Below are 22,682 nucleotides of genomic sequence, written 5' to 3'. Positions count from 1 at the left end.
GTGCGCGCTCCGCAGGCCTCACGCCCGCCCCTGGAGGAAATGCGCCTCCAGGGGGCGGCGTGAGGATCTGACGCGACGAGATTCGTCGCTCGGCGGTCGCGCTCGAGTCGAGCCTTACTCGGACTTCTCGGCGGTCTCGGACTTCTCGGCGGTCTCGGACTTCTCGGCGGAAGCCTGCTCACCGGAGGACTCGCCCTGGCCGGCCTGCTCGGCGGCGTGCTGCTCGAGCAGCTCGCGCTCCCACTCGGCCATCGGCTCGGCGGCCTGGCCGGAGCCTCCGCCGCGCTTCTCCTCGCGGGCGATGACGCCCTCGGCCGCAGCGTCGGCGATGACCCGGGTCAGCAGGTCCACGGACCGGATGGCGTCGTCGTTGCCCGGGACCGGGTAGTCGACCTCGTCCGGGTCGCAGTTGGTGTCCAGGATCGCGACCACCGGGATGCCCAGCTTCTTCGCCTCGTCGACCGCCAGGTGCTCCTTCTTGGTGTCGACGACCCAGATGGCCGACGGCGTCTTGGTCAGGTTCCGGATGCCGCCCAGGTTGGACTGCAGCTTGGCCAGCTCGCGGCTGAGCAGCAGCAGCTCCTTCTTGGTCCGACCGGAGCCGGCGACGTCGTCGAAGTCGATCTCCTCGAGCTCCTTCATGCGCTGGACGCGCTTGGAGACCGTGGCGAAGTTGGTGAGCATGCCGCCCAGCCAACGGTGGTTCACGTAGGGCTGGCCGACGCGCGTGGCCTGCTCGGCGATGGCCTCCTGGGCCTGCTTCTTGGTGCCGACGAACAGGATCGAGCCGCCGTGGGCGACCGTCTGCTTGACGAAGTCGTAGGCGCGGTCGATGTAGGACAGCGACTGCTGCAGGTCGATGATGTAGATGCCGTTGCGCTCGGTGAAGATGTAGCGCTTCATCTTCGGGTTCCAGCGACGGGTCTGGTGGCCGAAGTGGACGCCGCTGTCGAGCAGCTGGCGCATGGTGACGACGGGCATGGGGTGTCCTTTCGATGCCGGGCTTCGAACACGCTCTCACGTGCAGCACCGGCTGAGCTTCTCGGTTGATCGTTGCCTCCCCGGTTCGCCCGGGGCCCTGGCAGAGGAGGGAGCGGATCATCCTCCCCGACCGCTGCGGCGAGCGGACCGACGGGGAGACCCTGCGGAGCAGGCATCCTCTGCGCGAAGTCAGCGCCGTCGACGTCGTCCGCACCGCCGGCCCGCCCCCGGTGCGCCGGACAAGGTCCGGCCGATCGGAGAAAGGCAGGGGTGAAGACAGCCTGCGGCAGCTGCTGGCGATCAGTGTACTACAGATCGACGGCGCGGACCCTGTGGCACGAGGCACCTCGGAGGCGCTCGTATCTCCGCCCTCCTCGTGCCGTGCGCGATCTCCGGCCCAGGCACCACCTGGTGCCGACGTCCGGCCCGTTCCTGCACAGCCGAGCGCCTCCGGCCGACGACACGCCGTGCTCTGCACAGTCGCAGAGTTCCGCAGGCGCCGGGCTACGCAGGTGACCCAGCATGGCGGTCATGCGCCTGTTCCCGCGGCTTCGTCCCTCGAACGACGTCGTCGAGCACGAGACGACGCAGGCCGGCCCCGCACGACGACCACCGACAGCGGTGCTCGCCGTCGTCCTCGCGGCTCTGCTCCTGCTGCCGCCGGGCGTCGCGGCGCCGGCCGCGACCGCCGACGACGCCGCGGCGAGCCGATCCGCGCCACGTCCGACCTGGGTCTCGCCCACCGGCTCCGCCCCGGAGGTGGTGACCGGCTTCGCCGCTCCTCCGCGTCCGTGGGACGCCGGGCATCGCGGCGTCGATCTGCGCCTCGAGGCCTCGCGCGTGCTGGCTCCCGCCGCGGGGGCGGTGAGCTTCGTCGGGATCGTGGCCGATCGTCCGGTGGTCTCGATCGACCACGGCGACGGGCGGGTCAGCTCCTTCGAGCCGGTCTCCTCGTCGCTGGAGGTCGGCGACGTCGTCGCCGCGGGAGAGGAGGTCGGCCGGCTCGCCGAGGGCGGGCACGTCGCCGCCGCCGAGGACTGCGCCGACGACTGCCTGCACTGGGGAGTCCGCGAGCGCGGCGAGTATCTGAATCCGCTGCTGATGCTCGGGCGGCTGGAGCCCTCAGTGCTGCTGCCGGTCGAGGACGAACCCTCAGCTGCGGGCGGCCAGCCGCTCCCCCAGCTCGACCAGTCGACGGGCCGAGTCCTCCCAGCTGAAGTCGGCGCTGCGTCGTCGGGCGGCGCGGGAGGCTTCGGCGAAGACCCGCGGGTCCTCCAGCGTGCGGACGGCCGAGGCCAGCTCCTCCGGACGGTCGGGGTCGACGATCTGGGCACCCCGGTCGGCGACGGCCTCGCCGGCGATCTCGGCGAAGATCGGCAGATCGGAGACCACCGTCGGGGTGCCGTGGGCCATCGCCTCGACCACCGGCAGGCCGTACCCCTCGGCCCGGGAGAGGGTGACCAGGGCCTCGGCGGTGCGCAGCAGATCGCGGTAGTCGGCCTCGTCGATGCCGTCATGGAAGACCAGCTGCTCGGGACGGGCCGCCAGGGCGACGAGCGCCTCCCTGCGGGACGCGGCGATCGGACTGCACAGGTGCAGCCGGTGGTCGGGCAGCTCCTCGAGGGCACGCACCAGCGTCTCGACGTTCTTGTACGCCATGAAGGACCCCATGTAGACCAGGTCGCGGCTCGGAGCCTGCTCGGGATCGCGGGGCTCGGGCACAGGCTGCGGGGCATTCGGGATCAGCTCGATGGGCCGGCGCGCGAGCCGATGGTCGCGCATCAGTCCGCGCGTGGTCTCCGAGACGGTGGCCACGGCGTCGGCCCGGTTCAGCACGAATCGCTGCGGAAGATAGCTGAGGTGGTAGAGCCGCCAGCCCAGCCGCACCGGGGCCGGCAGATCCCGCGGCGGGGTCCGGTGCTCGTAGTAGATGAGGTCGTGCAGCGTGAGGATCAGCGGGTAGTTCCGCCCGAATCCACCCATGGTCTGCATCGGCGAGAAGACGACGTCGGGCCGGTGGGGATTGATCTGCCGGGCCACCCAGGGCTCGCGGGGCGAGGTCGGCGAGGAGATCCTCAGCCGGGGCAGCCCCTTCGGCAGCAGGTTCAGCTGTTCCTCGTCGCTGATGAGCAGGGTGACCTCGGCATGCTCGGCGGCGGCCTCGATGAGGCCGGCCGAGAAGCGGGAGATCCCGTCGTGGACCCGGGGGCGGGTGTAGCGGGCGTCGAAGAAGAGTCGCAGCACACCGCCATTGTGCCAACTGCCTGCGCAACAGCGTGGAGCGCCGTGTGGACCGGTGTGTGGTCAGCCGCGCCCCGGTCCGACGGCCCTCCGCTCCAGATCAGCGATGTCCCGGCCGAAGGAGACCGCGACGAGCAGCACCGCCAGCCCCGCGGCGACCAGACGCCCGTCCGCCGGGTCCGTCGACGGAGAGGCGTCGGTTCCGCAGAACCAGCGCGTCCAGTCCTCCCACGGCAGGGGCGCGATCGCCGCCAGCAGCAGCGCCCCCGGCGCCGTGCCCAGCGCCCGCCGCAGGCCGCTGGGACGCAGTGCACCGCGCCATCGACTGCGGAACCGCCCGCCGAGGGCGAACAGCGGCTTGGCCGCCCCGGCCAGCACCGCCCACCACTCCAGCAGTCCGCCCGCGGCCGCGGCGAGCACGAGCAGCACGACGGCGTCGGCGATGTCGTCGTAGTGACGTCCGGCCGTCGTGCCCCCGCCGCAGGCCCGGGCCACGGCACCGTCGGCCCCGTCCAGCAGCAGGATCACGACGGCGAGCGCCACCGCCGACCAGGAGAGCACCAGGTGCTCGGACGGAGCCGTCTCGGCGAGGAGCCGTCGGATCAGCACGGCGACGAACAGTCCCAGCAGCGTGGTGCGCAGCAATGTCACCGCATCAGCCGCACGGAAGGGGGCGGCGCCGACGAGCGCGTGCCGCTGACACAGCCCGAAGACGAGCAGCCCGCCGAGCACCGCCGTCCGGGGGAAGCCATCTCCCTCGCCGCCGGAGACGCCTCCCGGGGACGTCGGCCCCTGGTCGAAGATCGCGGCCAGCGGATCGCCCGACAGCGTCATCCCGCCGAGCAGCACCGCAGCGGCCCCCAGCACCGGCGCCAGGCCGCGTGCTCTCCCGACTGTCGGCTCCATGGCGGCGATCCTAGAGCCCCGTCGACGCCGGTCACAGCCCCTCCCGGCGGGGAAGACATGGCAGGATACGGCTATGGACCTCGGCACGTTCCGCTCCGGCCGCCCCACGGCCTCCCGGTCCGCCTCGGGGCAGGCCTCCGACGCAGATCCCGACGCGCCCTCCGACATGCCCTCCTCCCGCACCCCGCTCAGCCGCCAGTACTGGACCGTCGCCCCGGGACGCGGCGAGATCCGCCGAGCACCGGTGCCCGAGCCGGGTCCCGGCGAAGTGCTCGTCGAGACGCTGCTCAGCGGCGTCTCCCGCGGCACCGAGACGCTGATCCACCGCGGAGAGGTGCCCGAGACGATGGCGTCCCGGATGCGTGCGCCGCTGCAGCTCGGCGATCTGCCCCATCCGGTGAGCCACGGCTATCTGGCCGTCGGCGTGGTCCGAGCAGGGGTGGGCCCCGAGGCCGAGCAGCTGATCGGCCGGACGGTCTTCTGCCTCGGAGGACACCGCGACCACCTCGTGGTGCCCGCCGCCGACTGCCACCCGCTGCCGGAGGACTGCCCCGCCGACCGGGCGCTGCTGGCCGGCATCGCCGAGCCGGCACTCAACGCGATCTGGGAGGCGCCGGCGACGCTCGGCGACCGCCTCTGCATCGTCGGCGCCGGTCTCGTCGGCCTCACCACGGCTCTGCTGGCCTCCTCCCTGGGGCCCGAGCGGCTGCAGGTGATCGACGTCGACGGGGACCGCCGGGGCCTGGCCCGTCGGCTCGGGCTGGAGGCGACGACTCCCGAGGAGGCGGTCGGCGACGTCGACGTGGTCTTCCATGCCTCGGCGACGGAGGACGGGCTGGCCGCGGCGCTGCGGCTGGCCGGCGACGACGCCGTCGTCGTGGAGCAGTCATGGTTCGGCCGCACAGCGCCGGTCGTGCCGCTGGGAGCAGACTTCCACGCCCGTCGTCTGCGGCTCCTCGCCTCCCAGGTCGGCGAGGTCGCTCCACCGCGTCGGGCGCGACGCAGCCGGCGGCAGCGGCTGAGCCTGGCGCTGGGGATGCTCGACGCCCGCTGCGACGCGCTGCTGACCGGCCGCTCGCCGCTGGAGGAGCTGCCGACCGTGATGGACGCGCTGGGCGCCGGAGATCCCGCCTGGGCCTCGACCCTCTGCCATGTCATCGACCACATGAGGTGACGACGTCCGACCACGTGACACGAGCACGACCCGTGGACGGCCCCGTCCCGCTCGACCCGAAGGAGGTCCGGATGCCTCGACGCATCGCCCACCACCGCCTGACCGTCGATGATCACATCATGATCGCGCACAGTCTCGACGACCCGTTCTTCGGTCCCGCGCAGCGGCTGCACGGCGCCACTCTGCATGTCCACGCGACCTTCGAACGCACTCAGCTCGATCCCCACGGAGTCGTCATGGACATCGGGGCCGCTTCGGATCTGCTCTCAGTCGTGCTGGATCCGCTGCGGCACCGCAACCTCGACGAGCACCCGGCCTTCACCGGCACGGCCAGCACGACCGAGCGGATCATCGTCCATATCGCCGAGAAGCTGGCCGAGGCGCTGCCGAGCGACCACGGGCTGCTCGCCCTCGAGGTCGCCGCCGAGGAGAATCCGCAGGCCCGTGCCGCAGTACGGGTCGAGCTGTGAGCACTGCACGCTGCTCGCCCGAGGACGTCGGCTCCGACCGGCACGACGACCCGAGCCGGCCTTCGCCCGGCGGGGTGATCTGGGTGCAGCCGCGGCTGCCGGCACCCAGCGGCGGCGCGGTGTACAACGAGCAGGTGATCGCCGCCCTGGCGCATCACGGCCTCGACGTCCATCGCGTCGAGGTCTCCGGCGCCTGGCCGTGCCCCGACGAGTCGGCACGGCGGGAGCTGCACGCACAGCTCTCCGCGGTCCATGACCAGGTCGGGCGTCAGCCGGTGGTCGTCGACGGGCTCATCGGCGGCGGACTGCCCGAGCTGTTCTCCGCCGACGGTGCCGCCGATGGTGCTGCCGACAGTTCCGACGACAGTGCCGACAACAGTGCCGATCCCGACGCGGACGTCCTGCTGGTGCACCTGCCGCTGGCCGTCGAAGCCGGTCCGGAGTCCGCCGGGCTGGACGCCGCCGAGGGGCGGGCGGTGCGGCAGGCTCGTCGCGTGGTGGCCACGAGCCGGTGGGCCGCCGAGGAGATCCGTCGGCGGCACGGACGCCGCGCCGTCGAGGTCATCTCCCCCGGCGCGACACGATCGACGTCGGGCGCAGCCTCCGGCGCCGAGGCCTCCGCTCGCCGGCGGTCTGCGTCCCGGCCTCCGCGACTGACGATGGCCGCCTCCTTCACCCCGCGGAAGAATCATCGGCTCCTCGGCGAGGCCCTGGAACCCCTGCTCGACCGCGAATGGGTCCTCCAGCTCGCCGGCCCCGGAGCCGAGACTGCCGCAGGAGCCTTCGTGCTGGCTGAGCTGCGTCGACGCCTGCCCGGACGCGTCGACCACCGCGGGGCGCTGCCTCCCGAGGCGATGCCCGGGCTCTGGGAGCACACGGACCTGCTGCTGCTCCCCTCCTGGACCGAGACGTTCGGGATGGTGGTCACCGAAGCCTGCGCCCACGGCGTCGCCGGCGTCGTCTCGGCCGGCACCGGCGCGGAGGAGGCCCTGGGCGACGCCGGAGCCGCCTGCGATCCCCGGGACCCCCGGCAATGGACAGCGCAGCTGCGCGCCTGGCTCGACGATCCGACGCTGCGCCGCCGATGGGCCGAGACCGCCCGGAGGCGGGCGGATAGGCTTCAGCCATGGACACGGACCGCAGCAGACTGGCAGACCCTGATCCGGAGCGTGGCACGATGATCGACCCGCATTCCGGGCCCGTGACGGATCCCGATGCCGACGCGCCCGCCGAGCGCATCAGCGCCGACTGGCTCACGCTGCGCGAGGCCGCCGATGCCGCGGCCCGCGAGTCCACGCGCGGCCCCGTCGCCGATCTGCTGTCCGCTCGACGTCCCGGCCGCATCGTCGACGTCGGCTGCGGCACCGGCTCCGGCGGACGCTGGCTGCAGGATCAGCTGGCCGGCGACGAGGAGTGGGTGCTGCTGGACCACGACCCCGAGCTGCTCGCCGCCACGGCGCGCCGACTCCGTGCGCGCGGCGCGACCGGTCCGATCAGCACCCGCTGCGACGACGTCGCGGGTCTCGACGCGATCCTCACGGCCGCGCAGACCCCGACGCTGGTCATCGCCTCGGCCCTGCTGGATCTGCTCACCGCCGCGCAGATCGACCGGCTGGTCGCCGGAACCGCGCGTCACCGGACGCCGATGCTGCTCGCGCTGACGGTCACCGGAGCGATGACCGCCGACCCGCCGCATCCCGACGATCATCTGGTCTCCGGAGCCTTCGACCGGCATCAGCGCCGCGGGGGCCGCTGCGGACCGCAGGCCGCCGCGACGCTGGAGCAGGCCGCACAGGCTCGTGGGCTCCTCGTCGACCGCCTGGGGACGCCTTGGATCCTCGACGCAGCCGTCGGCGACGACGCCGCGCTGCTGGAACAGCTCGTTCCGGACCGCGCCAGGGCCGCCGCCGAGCAGCTGGCCGGAGAGTCCTCCGCAGCACCCGGCGCGAGGGACGAGACCGCGTCCGATCCCGACCGGGCGCGGCGCTGGGGCGAGGCCCGCCTGGCGCAGATCCGCTCCGGCGCCCTGCGGCTGCGGATCGACCACGTCGACGTCCTGGTGCGGGATCCGGCGGACGGCGCCCGCCGGGGGCGAGCCCGCGACGCGGCGGAAGTCGGTGGGGCGTGCGGGACTTGAACCCGCGACCAAAGGATTATGAGTCCTCTGCTCTGACCTGCTGAGCTAACGCCCCGCGGCCGCATCGTGCGCCGAGGACGCACAGCCGGGACGGCCGGGGACCATCCTATCGCCGATGCCCGGGCGTCCGGATTCGGCGCCCGCCTCTCAGCAGCCGAGGCGGTTGGGCTCGGCCCAGTCTGCGCCGCGGTAGAGCTGTTCGAATGCCGCCATGGTCTTCGCCTGGGAGTGCCGCTGGGCCATGGTGCGACTGTGTCGCCCCATCTCCGCCCGCTCCTCGGGGCTGCGGCGGAAGAGATCCTCGAGCTTCGCAGCCAGGTCGGCGACGTCGCCCGGGACGAACAGATGGCCGTTGCGGCCTTCCTCGACCAGATGCGGCAGCGCCAGCGCATCGGCGAGGATCACCGGTCGGGCCGCCGACATCGCCTCCAAAGAGACCAGCGACTGCAGCTCGGCAGTGCCGGGCTGGCAGAACGCGTCGGCACGGATATAGGCGCGCCGGAGCTCGTCGTCGTCGACATGGCCGCGCAGATGCACCCGGTCGCCGAGGCCCAGGCGTTCGATCTGCCCGGCCAGGCGGTCGCGCTGCTCGCCGTCGCCGACGATCTCCAGGCCGATGTCCAGCGCCGGGTCCGTCTGCGCGACGGCGTCGATCAGCACGTCGACGTGCTTCTCCACCGCCAGCCGACCGACGAAGAGCACCGTCGGCCGCGGATGCGGCTGGACCGTCTCGCCCTCCCGCAGGCTGTAGTGGTCGACGTCGATGCCGTTGGAGAGCGGCAGCACCCGCTGGAACCCGGCCCGACGCTTCATGGTCTCGGCCGCCAGCGGCGTCGGCGTGGTCACCACCGAGGCTTTGCCCATCAGCCGCGACATGTCCCGCCAGGAGTTCTCCGCGACGATCCGGCGGAACCACCCCGGGAACGGCAGGAACGGATCCAGGTTCTCCGGCATGAAGTGGTTGGTGGCGATGGTCCGGATCCGCCGCCGCTCAGCCGCCTCGAGGGCGGCCTTGCCGATCATGTAATGGCACTGCACGTGCACCACGTCGGGCCGGATCTCGGCGAGGAGCCGGTCCATCGCCGGCTCGACCTGCCAGGGCAGGCACAGCCGGTAGTACTCGTGGGTCGGGGCCTTGTGGGAGCGGAATCGGTGGACGCTCGCCTCCGGGGTCTCCTCCACGACGCCCGGCCCCGCAGTGTTGCGGGCGGCCGCGACGTGGACCTCATGGCCGGCCGCGGCCATGTGCCGGGCCAGCCGCTGGCAGAACACCGCCGCGCCGTTGACGTCGGGCGGGTAGGTGTCGGCGGCGATGAGGATGCGCAGCGGACGCGCGGCGGCGCCGTCGACCGCCGAGGGGTCGACGGCGGACTGGTCGGAGGGGGTCTCGGGGCTCGGCTCGGTGCTGGGCATCAGCGGGTCCTGTCCTCCTGGGCGACGACGGACGGCGGCGGGCGACGACGGGCGGGCATGCCGCGGGGTGGTCATGTCTGCTCCCCCGCGACCCACCGGGAGCGGTCCCGGGGGTCGATCCCCTGTGCGCGCAGCCGCCTCGCCTGACGGTGCGCACGTCGAAGATAGTCGACCGCGGCCAGGATGTGCATCAGACACCCCGCGGCCAGCACGCTCTCCGCGATCGGCGTCCACTCCGTGCCGGCCAGCACCTCGGCGCGGGCGAGCAGCACCAGCGGGGCGCCGACCATCAGCACGGCGGTGCGCACCTTGCCCAGCGCAGTCACCGCAAGCTCCGGGGAGCCGGCGAAGAGCACCGCCGCATTGATCGCCAGCACCGCGTCGGGGACGAGGATGCTGAGGACGAACCACAGCGGTGCGATGTCGACGGCGACCAGGGTCACCGCCACGATCGCCACCGAGAGCCGATCGGCCAGCGGATCCAGCCAGCGGCCGACGGTGGAGTGCTGGTCGAAGCGCCGGGCGATCCAGCCGTCGATCCAGTCGGTGCCGCCGAGGACGACCAGCACCACGAAGGCCGCCACCAGCTCCTCGGTCAGGGCCAGCTGGATGAAGACCGGCACGAGCAGGAACCGCAGGACGGTGACGATGTTCGGCACCGTCCAGAACGTCCTGCGCACGGTGTAGTCGAAACCCTCCCGGGTTCCGGCGCCGATCAGTCGCACGGTCTCCTCGTCGGTCGGATCGGCGAGGCTCCGGCTCGCCGGCGGAGATCGCGGCGCGCCGAATGCCGCACGGCGATCTATCTCTTGGTCAGCTCGCGCAGGAAGACCGCTCCGGCGGCCGTCGAGGCGCCCAGCACCGCCAGCGGCTTCCAGCGGGCCTGCACGTAGTCGGCCGCGCCGCCGCGCTCGCCGGACTCGGCGGAGCCCGACGAGTCGGCGCCTCGCCCGCCGTCGGAGTCGTCGGCGCCGGAGAAGCGGCGTCGGGCGGAGCCGGCGGCGCCGCGCAGCTCGGCCTTCAGCGACTCCTTGTCGAGGCGCGCGCGGACCTGGTCCTGCAGCGACCCGATGTGGTCGCGGCGCAGCGACGTCCGTCGCAGCAGCTCGCGATACGGCGGCTTCTTCGGAGCACCCTCGCCGGTCTGCTCTGCCTCGCGCTTCTTCCGCTCGGCGGCCTCCTTCTTGGCCTCCTCCTTGCGCCGACGCCGCTCGGCGTCCTCGCGGTCCAGAGTCTTCGGATCGAACCCGCTGCCCTCGCGCGCCACGCCCAGGTCCAGGCGCAGCCCGCGGATGGCGTCCTCGGGCAGCAGCGGCAGCGCCTTCTTCAGCCGCAGATAGCCGAAGAGGGCGAAGAGCAGCGCGATCAGCAGGAAGATGCCGGCCACGATCAGCGCGGCGGCCCAGACGTCGAAGATCAGGGCGAAGGCGCCGACGGCGGCGACGATCAGGGCCACGATCAGGAAGGTGACGAAGACCAGGCCGACGACCATGAGCCCGACGGCGACGCCGGCGGTGACGCCCTTGGTCTTCAGCTGGCCGATCGCCAGCTGGATCTCGTCGCTGATCTGCTTCGGCCCCAGACGCAGCACGACCTTGATGAGGTCGAACAGCGTCGGCCGAGGGGCGGTGCGCGTGTGCCCTGCGCCGTGCTGTGACAAGGCAGCTCCTCCGTCCTGGAAAGTGTGGTCGGACCTGCGAGCCTGCCGGGCAGACTCCCGGGTCAAAACTACCATCACCCCGGCTCGGCGACGGACGCCCCGGCGCCTGACCGGCGGGAAGCACCCCCGCTCGTCCCTCTAGGATGGATCCATGGCCGACGACTGGGACTTCGACGAGCTCTACGCCAACACCTGGACCGAGGAGGATCGGCGCACCCATGCCGACCGGCCGATCTCGACGAAGCGGTTCCCGGTCGCCTGGGGTCTGGCGCTGCTGCTCGGTCCGCTCGGCCTCGCCTGGTTCTACCTGGGCCGCCCCGCCGTCGGCACCGCCAAGCTTCTGCTCACCGCGGCCGGCGTCGTGCTGCTGCTCGCCCTCGAGCGCGCCGTCCTCGGCCAGACGCTGCTCGCGCTGGCGGCCGCCTGGGCGGTCATCGATCTGTTCATGCTGCTCGCCGGGGCGCTGCGGGACCGGCACGGGCGCCGACTGGCCGGCTACTCCCGGTGGGCCGGCCCCTGCGCCGCACTCACCGTGCTGCTGCTGGTCGGGCTGCTGGTGGCGGGGATGATCCTCGGCGGCATCGGCGCCGTCTCCGGGTGAGCGCCGCGAACCGGCGCGGCCGCCCGGCGCAGTCCGGGACGGCGCGATGCGGGTCGGCTCAGCCCGGGCCGGCTCAGTCCGGGTCGATGGCGCCGATCGGCTGACGCTTCTCCGCCTGGAACTGGTCCTCGACGCGGCCGTGGGCCCAGTAGGCCGAGAGCGACATCCCCTTCCGCGGCAGACCGCACTCATCGACCAGACGCCGACGCAGCCGCTTCATCTCCTCGCGCTCGCCGTGGACGAAGACCTGGACGTCGCCGTCGGGGATCTCGAGCTGCTCGACGTGCTCGGTCAGCCGGGTGGTCTCCGGGGTGAACGCCGCCCCGCGGTGCAGCCAGCGCACCTCGACGCCCTCCGGCGCGGTGAGCGGGACTTCGTCGGCGGCGGTGGGGACCTCGACGACGGCGACGCCGCGGGCGCCGGGGTCCATCGCCTCCAGCGCCGTCGCGATGGCCGGCAGCGCCGATTCGTCGCCGGCCAGCAGATGCCAGTCCGCCTCCGATCGCGGGGCGTAGCCTCCGCCGGGGCCGAAGAAGCTGATCAGATCCCCCGGACGGGCCTGCTCGGCCCAGGGACCGGCCAGCCCCTCGTCGCCGTGGGTGACCATGTCGAGCGCCAGAGTGCCGGCGGCGCGGTCGATCGCGCGGATCGTGTAGGTCCGGGTGACCGGCATCTGCGCCATCGGCAGCCGCTCACGCAGCGCCTCCATGTCATAGGGGCGCTCCAGGCCCAGGGCCGGGTCGGCGAAGAGCAGCTTGATGTACTGGTCCGTCGCCTCCTTGAATTCGATGCCGGCGAAGCCGTCCCCGCCGAGCGTCACCCGCACCAGATGCGGGCTCAGTCGGCGGACCGATTCGACACGCATCAGGTGCTGCACGCGCGGCTTCCGCGCCGCGGGCGATGCGGAGGAGCTGGAAGGTGCGGAGGAGCTGGAGGGTGCGGACGACATCGGCGGTTCCTTCCGGGAAGACGGCGCCTGCAGTCTACAGAAGAGGATCGCCTCACCTACATCAGGTGAATTGCATAATCCCTCTATGACGTAATGTCGCCCAGGCCGGCGACCCGCCTCCCGGCACGCCCGATCAGAAGACGATCGTGGTCTGCCCGTTGCGGATGATCCGGTCCTCGCAGTGCCACTGCACCGCACGGGAGAGCACCGCCCGCTCGACGTCGGCGCCGTAGCGGGTCAGCTGCGCGACGTCGTCCTCGTGCGAGACGCGGATGACGTCCTGCTCGATGATCGGGCCCTCGTCGAGGTCCTTGGTCACATAGTGCGCGGTGGCCCCGATCAGCTTCACGCCGCGGTCCCGGGCCTTCTGGTACGGCCCGGCCCCGATGAAGGCCGGCAGGAAGCTGTGGTGGATGTTGATCACCGGAGCGCCGACCTGCTCGAGGAAGTTCTCGGAGATGATCTGCATGTAGCGGGCCAGCACGATGACGTCGACGTTGCCCTGCAGCAGCTCCAGGTGCTTCGCCTCGGCGGCGGCCTTGTCCCCCTTCTCCACCGGCACGTGGAAGTACGGGATGCCGAAGGGCCGCACGTCGTCGGCGAGGTCCGGGTGGTTGGAGATCACCATGGTGATGTCCATGGGGATCTCGCCGCGGCGGTGCCGCCAGAGCAGGTCCAGCAGACAGTGATCGGTCTTCGAGGCGAAGATCGCCACCCGCTTCGGTGTGGCGGCGTCGGTGAGGCTCCACTCCATGTCGAAGCGGTCGGCCAGCCGGGTGCGGATCGCCTCCTCCACGCGCGGACGCTCGGCCGCCAGTCCCGGCAGATGGAACACGGTGCGCTGGAAGAACCGTCCGCCCGAGACCCCGGTGCTGTACTGGTCCAGCGTGGTGATGTTGCCGCCCAGATCCGTGATGACCTCCGAGACGGCGGCGACGATCCCCGGCTGGTCGGGGCAGCTGATGATGAGCCGGGCGACGTCGGTCGGGGTCGTGTCTGCAGCGGGCATGCTCACTCCTGATCGGCGGATTCCAGGCGCTCCGGGCGGCGGCCGGGGCCGTGGAGAGGATAGCAGTCGGGCGGGCCCGACGACCCGACGCGAACCAGCACGACGGCGACGCCGGCGGCGTCGATGATCGTCAGCCGGGGCGGCTCTCCTCCAGCAGGTCCAGCAGCGGCTCGACGTCCTCGCCGGTCCAGAGGCCCTCCCGCCGGCTGCGGGAGAGGAAGCCGGCTTCGACCATGTGATCGGCCAGCGCCAGCAGCGGCCGCCAGAACCCGGCGACGTCGAGCAGCCCCACCGGCTTGGCGTGCAGTCCCAGGTGTCGCCAGGTCCAGATCTCGACGAGCTCCTCCAGCGTGCCGACGCCGCCGGGCAGCGCGAGGAAGCCGTCCCCCAGCTCGGCCATGCGACGTTTGCGAGCGTGCATGTCCTCGACGACCTCCAGAGTGGTCAGCCGCGTATGGGCGTCCTCGTGGTCGACCAGGTGCCGGGGCATCACCCCGTGCACGACTCCCCCGGCGTCCAGCGCGGCGTCGGCGAGCACGCCCATCAGGCCCATGCGCCCGCCGCCGTAGACGAGCTCGACGTCGCGTCGGGCGAGCGTCGCCCCCAGCTGATCGGCGGCGCGCCGGTGGATGGGATCATGACCGGTGCTGGAACCGGTGAACACGGTGAGACGCGGCATGGGCCCTTCCTCCGGACGTCCGGCGGGGCGGACGGACGGTCAGACGACGGCGGCCTCGGCCTGCAGCGCCGGGGCGATCTGGTCGCGCAGCAGCGGGGCCAGATCCGCGGGCGGCTCCTCTGCGGTCATGTCGACCCAGCGCAGCTCCTCGATCTCCGCCGAGGGCGTGTGGTCGGCGCCGGCGGGCACGGCGTCGTGGACGAAGACCACACCCTCGACCTCACGACCGACCTCGTTCGCCGCCGGAGCGCGGAAAGTGCCCAACCGCCTCAGGTCCTCCTGCCACAGCTGGACGTCGAGCTCCTCGCAGCATTCGCGGGCGGCGGTCTGCAGCGGCGTCTCCCCCTGCTCGGGCTTGCCGCCGGGCAGCATGAAGCGGTCGGTGCCGGCCTTGCGCACGGTCAGCACCTCGCCGTCGGAATTGCGGATGACCACGGCGCTCACACGGATCGGCGCGGCGGCGTCGCCGGCCGCCGGAGCGGTCTGGGTGTCCTCATCGGGGGTCAGCACGCGCTCCATGGTACTGCTCGACCGCCGGACTGCCATGTCCGAAGCCCGGCTCCAGGTCAGCGGCCCGCCGAGGGGCGACCTCAGCGGTGCACAGCGGCCCGGCGGCGTGATGCTCCCCGCCATCCTCCGGGCAGATTTCGTCCCGCTGTCGTGATCCTGCTACACTTTTTCAGTCGCAATCCTCCATAGCTCAACGGCAGAGCACTCGACTGTTAATCGAGGGGTTGCTGGTTCGAATCCAGCTGGGGGAGCTTCTCGCTGAGGGTCCCGGTTAATGAGAACCGGGACCCTCAGTCGTTCCCGGACTACTCGGCGGCCCGACAAGCGGACCGGCGCTGAATCAGGGGACGACCGCAACGGCGTCCCGCTTCCGGACGCATCTCCGCCGCCACGTCGCCGAGATATGTCTCGAAGGTGGACACCGTCCGCGCTCGAGGCCCTCCGAACCGATCACGAGCCCTGCTCGCGAGGCGGGCGCGCCCCGATCGAGCACCCACCTCGCGGCGGAGTCGCTCACTGCGCGACCGGCCGGATCGACAGCTCCTCGACCATCGAGGCCGCCGGGGCGTCCACGGCGAGCCGCACCGTCTCCGCCACCGTCTCCGGGGCGATGTAGACGGTGCCGTCATAGTTCCTGTTGCCCAGCTGGGACTGCAGGTCACGCTGCATGTCGGTGTCCACGCGACCCGGGTGGATCGAGGTCACCCGCACGACGCCGCGCTCCTCGGCGCGCAGCGCGTCGGTGAGCGCGCGCAGGGCGAACTTGCTGCCCGCATACGGGCCGTTGCCCGCGCCCGACCTGTGCCCGGCCCCGGAGTTGATCGCGACGACCTGCCCCCGAGCCTGGCGCAGGGCCGGCAGCAGCCGCCGGGTCAGCTCGGCGACGGCGAAGACGTTGACCTCGAACACCCGTCGCCACTCGAGGGCCGGGATGGATCCGATCTCTCCGCCGAAGGCCACACCGGCGGAGTGGACCAGCAGGTCCAGCTTCTCCAGGCCCAGCGCCTCGACGGCGGCGTCGAGCTGGTCGGCGTCGGACAGATCGGCGACGAAGCCGGCGGCGTCGTCGAGGGAGTCGACGACCTCCTGCACCCTCTCGGGCGAGGTGCCGCCGACCAGCACCCGGTGAGTGCGGGCCAGGTCCTCGGCGACGGCGCGTCCGATCCCCCGCGTCGCACCGGTGACCAGGGCGATCGGACGGGGGTCGGACTCGGTGCGGTGCTCTTCAGCGCTGTTCTGTGTCATGGCCCCAGCCTAGCGCCGGCGCAACGGGCCCGCCTCAGCCCGGAGAGGACGCGGCGGCGGGCTCGGTGCGCACGGCCCCGGCCGGCCCGGAGTCCCCGGACTCGACCCCGGTGTCGGCATCTCCCCCGCCGCGTCGACGGCGGCCGAGCTGCAGCAGCAGGCCCAGCCCCATCGCCGCCAGACCGCCCAGCGAGACGACCAGATGCGGATAGATCAGCGCCAGGCCGCCGGCGACGAGCAGCACGCGCTCCAGCCAGGTGGCCCGCACCGCCAGATGCCCGGCGAGCCCGGAGGCGATCCCGACCATCCCGACGATCACCGTCACCAGCCCGATGAGCAGCTCCTGCCAGGATCCCTGCAGCAGCAGCGCCGGCTGGAGGATGAACACGTAGGGGATGAGGAACCCGGCCACCGCGATGCGCAGCGCCGAGACCCCGGCGGCCATCGGATTCGCATGCGCGATGCCCGCGCCGGCGTAGGCGGCCAGGCAGACCGGCGGGGTGATGTCGGCGAGGATGCCGAAGAAGAAGACGAACAGGTGCGCGGCGATCAGCGGCACGTCGAAGTTGTTGTACAGGATCGGCGCGGCGACGGTCGCGGTGACCACGTAGTTCGCCGTCGTCGGCAGCCCCATGCCGAGCACGATGCAGGCGATCATCACCATCACCAGCACCAGCAGGAAGTTGCCGCCGGCGAGCTCGACCAGCCCGCCGCCGAGCTGTCCGCCCAGTCCGGTGGACGTGACCGTGCCGGCGACGATGCCGGCGGTCGCGCAGGCGGCGATGACCGGCAGCGCGGTGCGCGCGCCGGCGGAGAGCAGCTCGACCATCCCGCGCAGGCCCAGCCGGGTCGAGGTCCGCAGGAAGCTCAGCAGGAAGGCTGTGCCGATGCCCAGCAGCGCCGCACGCATCGGCGACAGCCCGGAGAGCAGCGTGGAGATGATCACCACCAGCGGCAGCAGCAGGTCCACGCGCACCAGCAGCGAGCGCCAGCTGGGCAGCTCGTCGACCGGCAGACCCTTGATGCGGTGACGCTTGGCCTCGAAGTGGATGGAGAGGAAGGCTCCGAGGAAGTACAGCAGCGCCGGGATGACGGCGATGACGATCAGGTCGTTGTACTCCAGGTCCGGCACGTTCTGCGCCATGATGAACGCCGCCGCCCCCACTGATCGGCGGCATCAGCTGACCGCCGGTCGAGGCGGTGGCCTCGGTGGCGGCCGCGACGTGCGGCTTGAACCCGGCCTTCTTCATGATCGGGATGGTGAACGACCCCGACGCCACCGTGTTGGCCACCGAGGAGCCCGAGACCATGCCCTGCAGTCCGGAGGCGCCGATGGCGGCCTTCGCGGGTCCGCCGGTGTACTTCCCGGCCGCGCGGAAGGCCAGGTCGTTGAAGAACTGGCCGATGTTGGTGCGCAGCAGCACCACCGCGAAGAACAGGAAGAGGAAGATGAAGTTCGACGAGACCTGCAGCGGCGTGCCGAAGATGCCCGAGCCGATGGAGAGGAAGGTGTCGGTGGCGAAGCCCTCCAGCGTCATCCCCGCGTGCGAGAACAGCGGGCTGCGGTCGCCGAAGAGCGCGTAGGCCATCGCCAGCAGCGCGATGATCACGATCGGCACGCCCACGCAGCGGCGAGTCGCCTCCAGCACCAGCACGATCCCGAGGATCGCGACGAGCTGGTCCATGTCGCTGTAGCCCAGCACCTGCACCGAGTTGCCGGTCAGCCGGGTGTACTCGACGAAGATGTAGAGATTGCAGAACAGCCCCGCGGCGGCCAGCACCGCGTCGTAGACCGGCACCGAGCCGCCGGCGCCGGTCAGCGCCCGGCGCCACCGGGGCACCGGACCGACGGCGCGCAGCAGCCGGCGCGAGGCCGGATACAGCAGGAAGATCAGCGAGGTCGCCCCGGCCAGGTGCAGCGAGCCGTGCATCCAGTTGTTGAACGGCCGCTCCAGCGCCGCATAGAGGTGGTACAGCGTGAAGACGACGGAGATCGCCCCCACGATCCAGCCCCACCAGCCGATGTCGGTGCGATAGCGGCTGGAGGTGTCCTTCTCGCGGAGGACTTCGGCGGCCTGGTCCCGGCTCGCCTCGTCCTGAGCAGCGTCATCCCCGGCGGTCTCGTTCCGGGCGGTCTCGTTCCGGGGGCCGGCCCCCGGCTGCGGAGCAGCCGAGGGCCGGTCGGCGGAGGGGACGTCGGTCACGGCAGCTCGACGCCCTGCTCGTCGTAGTACCGCTCGGCGCCCGGGTGCAGCGGCACGTCGCCGATGCCGACCAGGGCCTCGTCCTGAGTGATCGAGCCGCCGACGTCGAGGGTGATCTGGTCGGAGTTCTCGAAGATCGCCTGGGTCATCTCATAGGCGACGTCCTCGCTGACCTGCGAGGTCGAGGCCACCAGCGAGGCGAAGACCGAGACGGTCTGGACGTCCTCGTCGAGGAAGTCGTAGGCGTCGGCGCTGATGTCGTAGGCCTCGGCGCCGGACTCCTCGGAGATGGTCTCCGCCTGCTCGTCCTCGACCGGCAGCAGCTCCACGTCGGTGGAGGCGGCCAGCTGGGTCAGCCCGGCCACCGGCGTGCCGACGACGAAGATCGTCGCGTCGATCTGCCCGTCGGCGAGCATCTCGGTGGAAGTGCCGAAGTCGGTGACCTCCGGCGTGTAGTCGCCCTCCTCCAGGCCATAGGCCGAGAGGATCGCGTCGGAGATGGCGCGGGTGCCCGAGCCGGCGTCGCCGACGGCGACCGTGGCGCCCTCGAGGTCCTCGACGGAGTCGATGTCCGCGTCCTCGCGGACGATGATGTGCGCAGCCTCCGGGTACAGGTTGGCGATCCAGCCGACGTTGTCGATCTGCTCGCCCTCCAGCCCCTCGAGCTCGCCGTTGACGGCCAGATTGGCCGTGTCGTTCTGGGTCATGCCCAGCTGCCACTCCTCCTGGTAGATCTGCCCCAGGTTCTCGGCAGAGGCGCCCGATTCGACGTAGTTGACCGAGACGTCGTCAATGCTCGACGAGAAGATGTCGGTCAGCTCGCCGCCGAGCGGATAGTAGGTGCCCGACGTGCCGCCGGTGCCGAAGGTCAGATCGGTGACGAAGTCGCCGTCGCCGGAGCCGCCGTCGCCTCCGGACTCGCCGTCGTCGCCGCCGCAGGCCGACAGGGCCAGCATGGCCGCCGCCGCAGTCGCCGCGGCCGCAGTGCTTCGGATCCTCATGGTCTCCTCCTGATGATGCGATGTGACGCGTCGTCACGGATCGGGGCGGGGTCGCCGCCGGTCCGGTCAGGCCAGACTAGGGCCGCAGGCCCCTCCGCAGAAGAGCGGTGATGACCTGGTGACCGAACCGTAATCCGTCTCACACCCGGAGGATATCCCGGACGACCGGCTCAGCCCAGCCAGCGGCTCAGCGCCGCGTGGCAGGCGCGCAGCGCGGTGGCCGAGACATGCTCGTCGTCGGTGTGGGCCAGCAGGGCGTCGCCGGGGCCGAAGTTCACCGCCGGCACGCCCAGCGCGGAGAAGCGCGCGACGTCGGTCCAGCCGTACTTCGGCTTCGGCTCGCCGCCGACGGCCTCGACGAAGGCCCGCGCCACCGGGTGGCCCAGCCCGGGACGCGCGGCGGCCGAGGTGTCGGTGACCTCGGTCTGCTCGTCGGACACTCCGGCGGAGCGCAGCAGCGCGCGGATCCGCTCGTGGGCCTGCTCCTCGGTGGTGTCCGGGGCGAAGCGGTGGTTGATCTCGATCGTGCAGACGTCGGGGATCACGTTGCCGGCGATGCCGCCGGAGATGTCCACCGCGTTCATCCCCTCGCGGTAGGCCAGCCCCTCGACCTCGACGGTGCGCGGCTGGTAGGCCTCCAGCGCGGCGAGCACCGGTGCGGCCCGGTGGATGGCGTTGCGCCCCATCCAGGCGCGCCCGGAGTGGGCGGCGGTGCCGTGGACGGTCGCCCGGATCCGGCAGGTGCCGTTGCAGCCGCCCTCGACGACGCCGTCGGTGGGCTCCAGCAGCACGGCGAAGTCACCGGTGAGCAGCTCCGGCACCCGCCGCATCACCCGTCCGAGCCCGGACAGGTGGGATGCGACCTCCTCATGGTCGTAGAAGACCCAGGTCACCTCCCGGTCCAGCGAGGCTCCGGCGGCCAGCGCCCGGACCTGCGCGGCGACCTCGGCGGCGAGCTTCAGCTGCACTGCGACGCCGCCCTTCATGTCGACCGCGCCGCGGCCGTAGAGGATCTCGCCCGCCCACTGCGGCGGCACGGTCCCGCGGGCGCGCTCCGGATGCGCGGAGCTCGGCAGCGGGACGGTGTCCAGGTGTCCGGCCAGCACCACCCGCTCGGCCGCTCCGGTGTCGGTGCGGGCGATGATCGTGTCGCCGTCGCGATGGAGGTCCAGCACCTCCAACCGCGCCAGCGCGGCCGCGACGGCGTCGGCCAGCGCGGTCTCCTCGCCGGAGACCGAGGCGCAGGCGATGATCCGCTCGGTGAGCTCGACGACGTCGGCGTCAGGGTCGAGCACCGTCGGCGAGACGCCGAGCGCATCCCGGCGATCCGCGGCATCGGCGGTTCCGGCGGATTCTGCGGACACGGACGGACTGGAGTCATGGCGCTCGGACATGCGCCCACTCTAATCCGTAGGATGGTGGACATGACTTCGCTGGACTCCTCCGCAGACGCCTCCGCCCGCCTCGCCTCCGGCCACGGCCTGGCCACCGTCGCCGCCGACGGCACGGTGCTCGACACCTGGTTCCCGGCCCCGGTGCTGGCGCCGCTGGTCGAGAACGACGACGCCGAGCTGCTCGCCTCGCTGCGCGAGGCCGAGTCCGAGGACCCCGACCGCGGGGTGTCCACCCAGGTGGTCTCGGTCGAGGCCGACCTGGGCGCCGAGGCGAGCTCGACCTCCGACGTCTGGCTGCGGCTGCACCTGCTCTCCCACCGATTGGTGCAGCCGCGCACCATCAACCTGGAGGGCATCTTCGCCCATCTGACCAACGTGGTCTGGACGAACTTCGGCCCCTGCGCGATCGAGGACTTCGAGACCACGCGGCTGAAGCTGCGTCGCCGCGGACACGTCACCGTCCACAGCATCGACAAGTTCCCCCGGCTGGTCGACTACGTCACTCCGAAGGGTGTGCGCATCGGCGACGCCGACCGGGTGCGGCTCGGCGCCCACCTCGCCGAGGGCACCACCGTGATGCACGAGGGCTTCGTGAACTTCAACGCCGGCACGCTGGGCACCTCGATGGTCGAGGGCCGGATCTCGGCCGGGGTCGTCGTCGGCGACGGCACCGACGTCGGCGGCGGCGCCTCGATCATGGGCACCCTCTCCGGCGGCGGCAGGGAGAAGATCACGCTCGGCGAACGGGTGCTGCTCGGCGCCAACGCCGGCGTGGGGATCTCCATCGGCGACGACTCGGTCGTGGAGGCGGGGCTGTACATCACCGCCGGCACCAAGGTCGCCGTCCTCGCCGACGACCGCACCGTGCGCGAGACGGTCAAGGCCTCCGCGCTCTCCGGGGTCTCCGACCTGCTCTTCCGCCGGGACTCCACCTCCGGCCAGGTCCAGGCGGTGCCGCGGATGGGCGAGAAGATCGAGCTCAACACCGCGCTGCACAAGAACTGAGCCGGGCCGCCGCCGTCCGATGAGCCGCTCCTCCCGCCCCATCGTGGCCACCCGCGACATGGTCCGTCGGCGCCGCCGCCGACGGGCCGTCGCGGTGCTGGCGGTGCTGGCGGTGCTCGTCGGCGGCACAGGATACGGCGCCTGGCGCTATATCGACGAGCAGGAGTATCTGCTCGACCCCGGCTGCACTGTGCCGCTCGGCGCCCAGGAGCACCATCTGGACCCCGAGCAGTCGGCGCATGCCGCACTCGTCGCGGCGATGTCGGCCGACCGCGGGCTGCCGGTCGAGGCGGCGGTCGACGCGCTGGCGATCTCGCTGAAGGAGTCCGAGCTGCGCGTCTCGCCCGGCGGCGAGGACCGTCCGGCGCGGGCCCTCTTCCGCGACTCCGGCCCCGACTGGACTGATCGTCAGCAGCAGGTGCAAGTCCTCGCCCCGGTGTCCGGGTTCTACGACTCCCTCGTCGAGGCCCGGGAGCGGGAGAAGCGCTCCTGGACGCCGCAGCTGGACGTCCAGCAGGCCGCCGACGTCCTCGACCGCCCGCTGGACCCCAGCGTCTACGACGAGCAGATCGATCCGGCCCGTGCCTTCGCCCCGCCGCTGACCGGCCGCCAGCCGCTGGGCGTCGCCTGCGAGTTCAGCCGGCAGGACGTGCCGGCCGCCGATCCGCAGGGCATGGACGCGCAGATGTCGGCCGTGCTGGGCCGCATCCTCGACCTCCCAGGCGGCGACGACCGTGACGACTCGGAGGAGCAGGTCATCCGCCGCGAGGACGGGGCCGACGGCGCGACTCGGCTGGTCGTGGAGATCTCCGAGACCGACGAGCAGCCGGCGCTCGACCGCGCCTGGCTGGTCGGCCAGTGGGCGGTGGCCACCGCCGACGTCCACGGCGTGTGGTCCGTGCAGGCGGCCGGCTACCAGTGGCGGCGCGAGACCGGCCGCTGGGAGCAGCTCGAGGAGGACGCCTCGGGCGACGACGCCGGGCAGGACGCCGGACCGCGCACAGTGCGCATCGGGTTCACGCCGCGGGACTGAGCCGACCGGTCCCCGATGGCCGCCGGCTCCGCCCCTCTGCTCGCCGCGCCGCCTCCGGCCGGCACGACGA

21 protein-coding genes, 2 tRNA genes and 2 pseudogenes are annotated in these 22,682 nt (G+C 72.2%); 9 read left to right on the top strand and 16 right to left on the bottom strand.

What is annotated here, in order from left to right; translation table 11 throughout:
• Window positions 1-114: 114 nt before the first annotated feature.
• The gene (gene rpsB, locus GU5_RS0100960; protein WP_010523706.1) at window positions 115-981 is read right to left on the bottom strand and encodes a 30S ribosomal protein S2; all 867 of its coding nucleotides are present in this window, start codon (window positions 979-981) and stop codon (window positions 115-117) included.
• Between the two features lie 522 nt (window positions 982-1,503).
• Here rpsB and GU5_RS16555 point away from each other — a divergent pair.
• Window positions 1,504-2,064: pseudogene (locus GU5_RS16555) on the top strand (M23 family metallopeptidase); the annotation flags it as partial.
• 69 nt (window positions 2,065-2,133) lie between these two features.
• On the opposite strand, the gene GU5_RS0100950 reads toward GU5_RS16555, so the two are convergent.
• Window positions 2,134-3,222, bottom strand: coding sequence for a glycosyltransferase family 1 protein (locus GU5_RS0100950; RefSeq protein ID WP_029513902.1), 1,089 nt, complete (start codon window positions 3,220-3,222; stop codon window positions 2,134-2,136).
• A gap of 63 nt (window positions 3,223-3,285) precedes the next feature.
• A complete protein-coding gene (locus tag GU5_RS0100945; protein WP_010523704.1) occupies window positions 3,286-4,128 on the bottom strand; it encodes a CDP-alcohol phosphatidyltransferase family protein in 843 nt (280 codons plus the stop codon).
• 73 nt (window positions 4,129-4,201) lie between these two features.
• Between GU5_RS0100945 and GU5_RS0100940 the strand changes: the two genes are divergently transcribed.
• The 4 genes from GU5_RS0100940 to GU5_RS16550 all read left to right on the top strand — a co-directional run bounded on the left by GU5_RS0100940 (window position 4,202) and on the right by GU5_RS16550 (window position 7,909).
• Window positions 4,202-5,302 carry a zinc-binding alcohol dehydrogenase gene (locus tag GU5_RS0100940; RefSeq protein WP_010523703.1) on the top strand — a complete coding sequence of 367 codons (1,101 nt, stop codon included), beginning with the start codon at window positions 4,202-4,204 and terminating at the stop codon, window positions 5,300-5,302.
• A gap of 71 nt (window positions 5,303-5,373) precedes the next feature.
• Window positions 5,374-5,772, top strand: coding sequence for a 6-carboxytetrahydropterin synthase (locus GU5_RS0100935; protein WP_033227680.1), 399 nt, complete (start codon window positions 5,374-5,376; stop codon window positions 5,770-5,772).
• The gene (locus tag GU5_RS16130) at window positions 5,769-6,953 is read left to right on the top strand and encodes a glycosyltransferase family 4 protein (RefSeq protein ID WP_010523701.1); all 1,185 of its coding nucleotides are present in this window, start codon (window positions 5,769-5,771) and stop codon (window positions 6,951-6,953) included. The genes GU5_RS0100935 and GU5_RS16130 overlap by 4 nt, the downstream gene beginning before the upstream one ends.
• A gap of 20 nt (window positions 6,954-6,973) precedes the next feature.
• Window positions 6,974-7,909: a methyltransferase domain-containing protein gene (locus tag GU5_RS16550; protein ID WP_158217708.1), complete on the top strand. Its 936-nt coding sequence runs from the start codon at window positions 6,974-6,976 to the stop codon at window positions 7,907-7,909.
• Here GU5_RS16550 and GU5_RS0100920 read toward each other — a convergent pair.
• From GU5_RS0100920 to GU5_RS0100905, 4 genes are all read right to left on the bottom strand, one after another.
• A tRNA-Ile gene (locus GU5_RS0100920) sits at window positions 7,891-7,964 on the bottom strand. The two genes, GU5_RS16550 and GU5_RS0100920, sit on opposite strands and share 19 nt — an antisense overlap.
• A gap of 92 nt (window positions 7,965-8,056) precedes the next feature.
• Window positions 8,057-9,322 carry a glycosyltransferase gene (locus GU5_RS0100915; protein WP_010523699.1) on the bottom strand — a complete coding sequence of 422 codons (1,266 nt, stop codon included), beginning with the start codon at window positions 9,320-9,322 and terminating at the stop codon, window positions 8,057-8,059.
• A 71-nt stretch (window positions 9,323-9,393) separates the two neighbouring features.
• A complete protein-coding gene (locus GU5_RS0100910; protein ID WP_010523698.1) occupies window positions 9,394-10,047 on the bottom strand; it encodes a CDP-alcohol phosphatidyltransferase family protein in 654 nt (217 codons plus the stop codon).
• 77 nt (window positions 10,048-10,124) lie between these two features.
• Complete coding sequence (locus GU5_RS0100905; protein ID WP_010523697.1) at window positions 10,125-10,982, bottom strand: phage holin family protein; 858 nt, start codon at window positions 10,980-10,982, stop codon at window positions 10,125-10,127.
• Between the two features lie 151 nt (window positions 10,983-11,133).
• Here GU5_RS0100905 and GU5_RS0100900 point away from each other — a divergent pair, with 151 nt between their 5' ends.
• Window positions 11,134-11,583: a hypothetical protein gene (locus GU5_RS0100900; protein WP_010523696.1), complete on the top strand. Its 450-nt coding sequence runs from the start codon at window positions 11,134-11,136 to the stop codon at window positions 11,581-11,583.
• A gap of 73 nt (window positions 11,584-11,656) precedes the next feature.
• On the opposite strand, the gene GU5_RS0100895 is transcribed toward GU5_RS0100900, so the two are convergent.
• The 4 genes from GU5_RS0100895 to GU5_RS0100880 form a co-directional block, all read right to left on the bottom strand.
• Window positions 11,657-12,532, bottom strand: coding sequence for a siderophore-interacting protein (locus tag GU5_RS0100895; RefSeq protein ID WP_083830244.1), 876 nt, complete (start codon window positions 12,530-12,532; stop codon window positions 11,657-11,659).
• Window positions 12,533-12,665: 133 nt separating this feature from the next.
• Window positions 12,666-13,541 carry a formyltetrahydrofolate deformylase gene (purU, locus tag GU5_RS0100890; protein WP_010523694.1) on the bottom strand — a complete coding sequence of 292 codons (876 nt, stop codon included), beginning with the start codon at window positions 13,539-13,541 and terminating at the stop codon, window positions 12,666-12,668.
• 130 nt (window positions 13,542-13,671) lie between these two features.
• Complete coding sequence (locus GU5_RS0100885; protein WP_010523693.1) at window positions 13,672-14,220, bottom strand: TIGR00730 family Rossman fold protein; 549 nt, start codon at window positions 14,218-14,220, stop codon at window positions 13,672-13,674.
• Window positions 14,221-14,259: 39 nt separating this feature from the next.
• Complete coding sequence (locus GU5_RS0100880; protein WP_010523692.1) at window positions 14,260-14,739, bottom strand: NUDIX domain-containing protein; 480 nt, start codon at window positions 14,737-14,739, stop codon at window positions 14,260-14,262.
• A gap of 170 nt (window positions 14,740-14,909) precedes the next feature.
• Between GU5_RS0100880 and GU5_RS0100870 the strand changes: the two genes are divergently transcribed.
• Window positions 14,910-14,981 (top strand) — tRNA-Asn (locus GU5_RS0100870).
• A 262-nt stretch (window positions 14,982-15,243) separates the two neighbouring features.
• Here the strand turns inward: GU5_RS0100870 and GU5_RS0100865 are convergent.
• From GU5_RS0100865 to dapE, 5 genes and pseudogenes are all read right to left on the bottom strand, one after another.
• Window positions 15,244-15,975: an SDR family oxidoreductase gene (locus GU5_RS0100865; protein WP_010523691.1), complete on the bottom strand. Its 732-nt coding sequence runs from the start codon at window positions 15,973-15,975 to the stop codon at window positions 15,244-15,246.
• Window positions 15,976-16,009: 34 nt separating this feature from the next.
• The gene (locus GU5_RS15725) at window positions 16,010-17,119 is read right to left on the bottom strand and encodes a TRAP transporter fused permease subunit (protein ID WP_255348830.1); all 1,110 of its coding nucleotides are present in this window, start codon (window positions 17,117-17,119) and stop codon (window positions 16,010-16,012) included.
• Between the two features lie 85 nt (window positions 17,120-17,204).
• Window positions 17,205-17,660 (bottom strand): annotated as a pseudogene (locus GU5_RS17735) (TRAP transporter large permease subunit); the annotation flags it as partial.
• A 515-nt stretch (window positions 17,661-18,175) separates the two neighbouring features.
• Complete coding sequence (locus tag GU5_RS0100855) at window positions 18,176-19,180, bottom strand: TAXI family TRAP transporter solute-binding subunit (RefSeq protein WP_010523690.1); 1,005 nt, start codon at window positions 19,178-19,180, stop codon at window positions 18,176-18,178.
• A gap of 170 nt (window positions 19,181-19,350) precedes the next feature.
• Complete coding sequence (dapE, locus tag GU5_RS0100850; protein WP_010523689.1) at window positions 19,351-20,574, bottom strand: succinyl-diaminopimelate desuccinylase; 1,224 nt, start codon at window positions 20,572-20,574, stop codon at window positions 19,351-19,353.
• A gap of 30 nt (window positions 20,575-20,604) precedes the next feature.
• Here dapE and dapD point away from each other — a divergent pair, with 30 nt between their 5' ends.
• On the top strand, window positions 20,605-21,579 hold the full coding sequence (gene dapD / locus GU5_RS0100845) for a 2,3,4,5-tetrahydropyridine-2,6-dicarboxylate N-succinyltransferase (RefSeq protein WP_010523688.1): 975 nt from the start codon (window positions 20,605-20,607) through the stop codon (window positions 21,577-21,579).
• Between the two features lie 19 nt (window positions 21,580-21,598).
• Window positions 21,599-22,612, top strand: coding sequence for a hypothetical protein (locus GU5_RS0100840; RefSeq protein WP_029513895.1), 1,014 nt, complete (start codon window positions 21,599-21,601; stop codon window positions 22,610-22,612).
• Window positions 22,613-22,682: the final 70 nt, after the last annotated feature.

The organism is Nesterenkonia sp. F (assembly GCF_000220985.1).
Taxonomy (GTDB): domain Bacteria; phylum Actinomycetota; class Actinomycetes; order Actinomycetales; family Micrococcaceae; genus Nesterenkonia.
The sequence above is the reverse complement of the archived record's forward strand: the minus strand, read 5'-3'. Positions and strand labels throughout refer to the sequence as shown.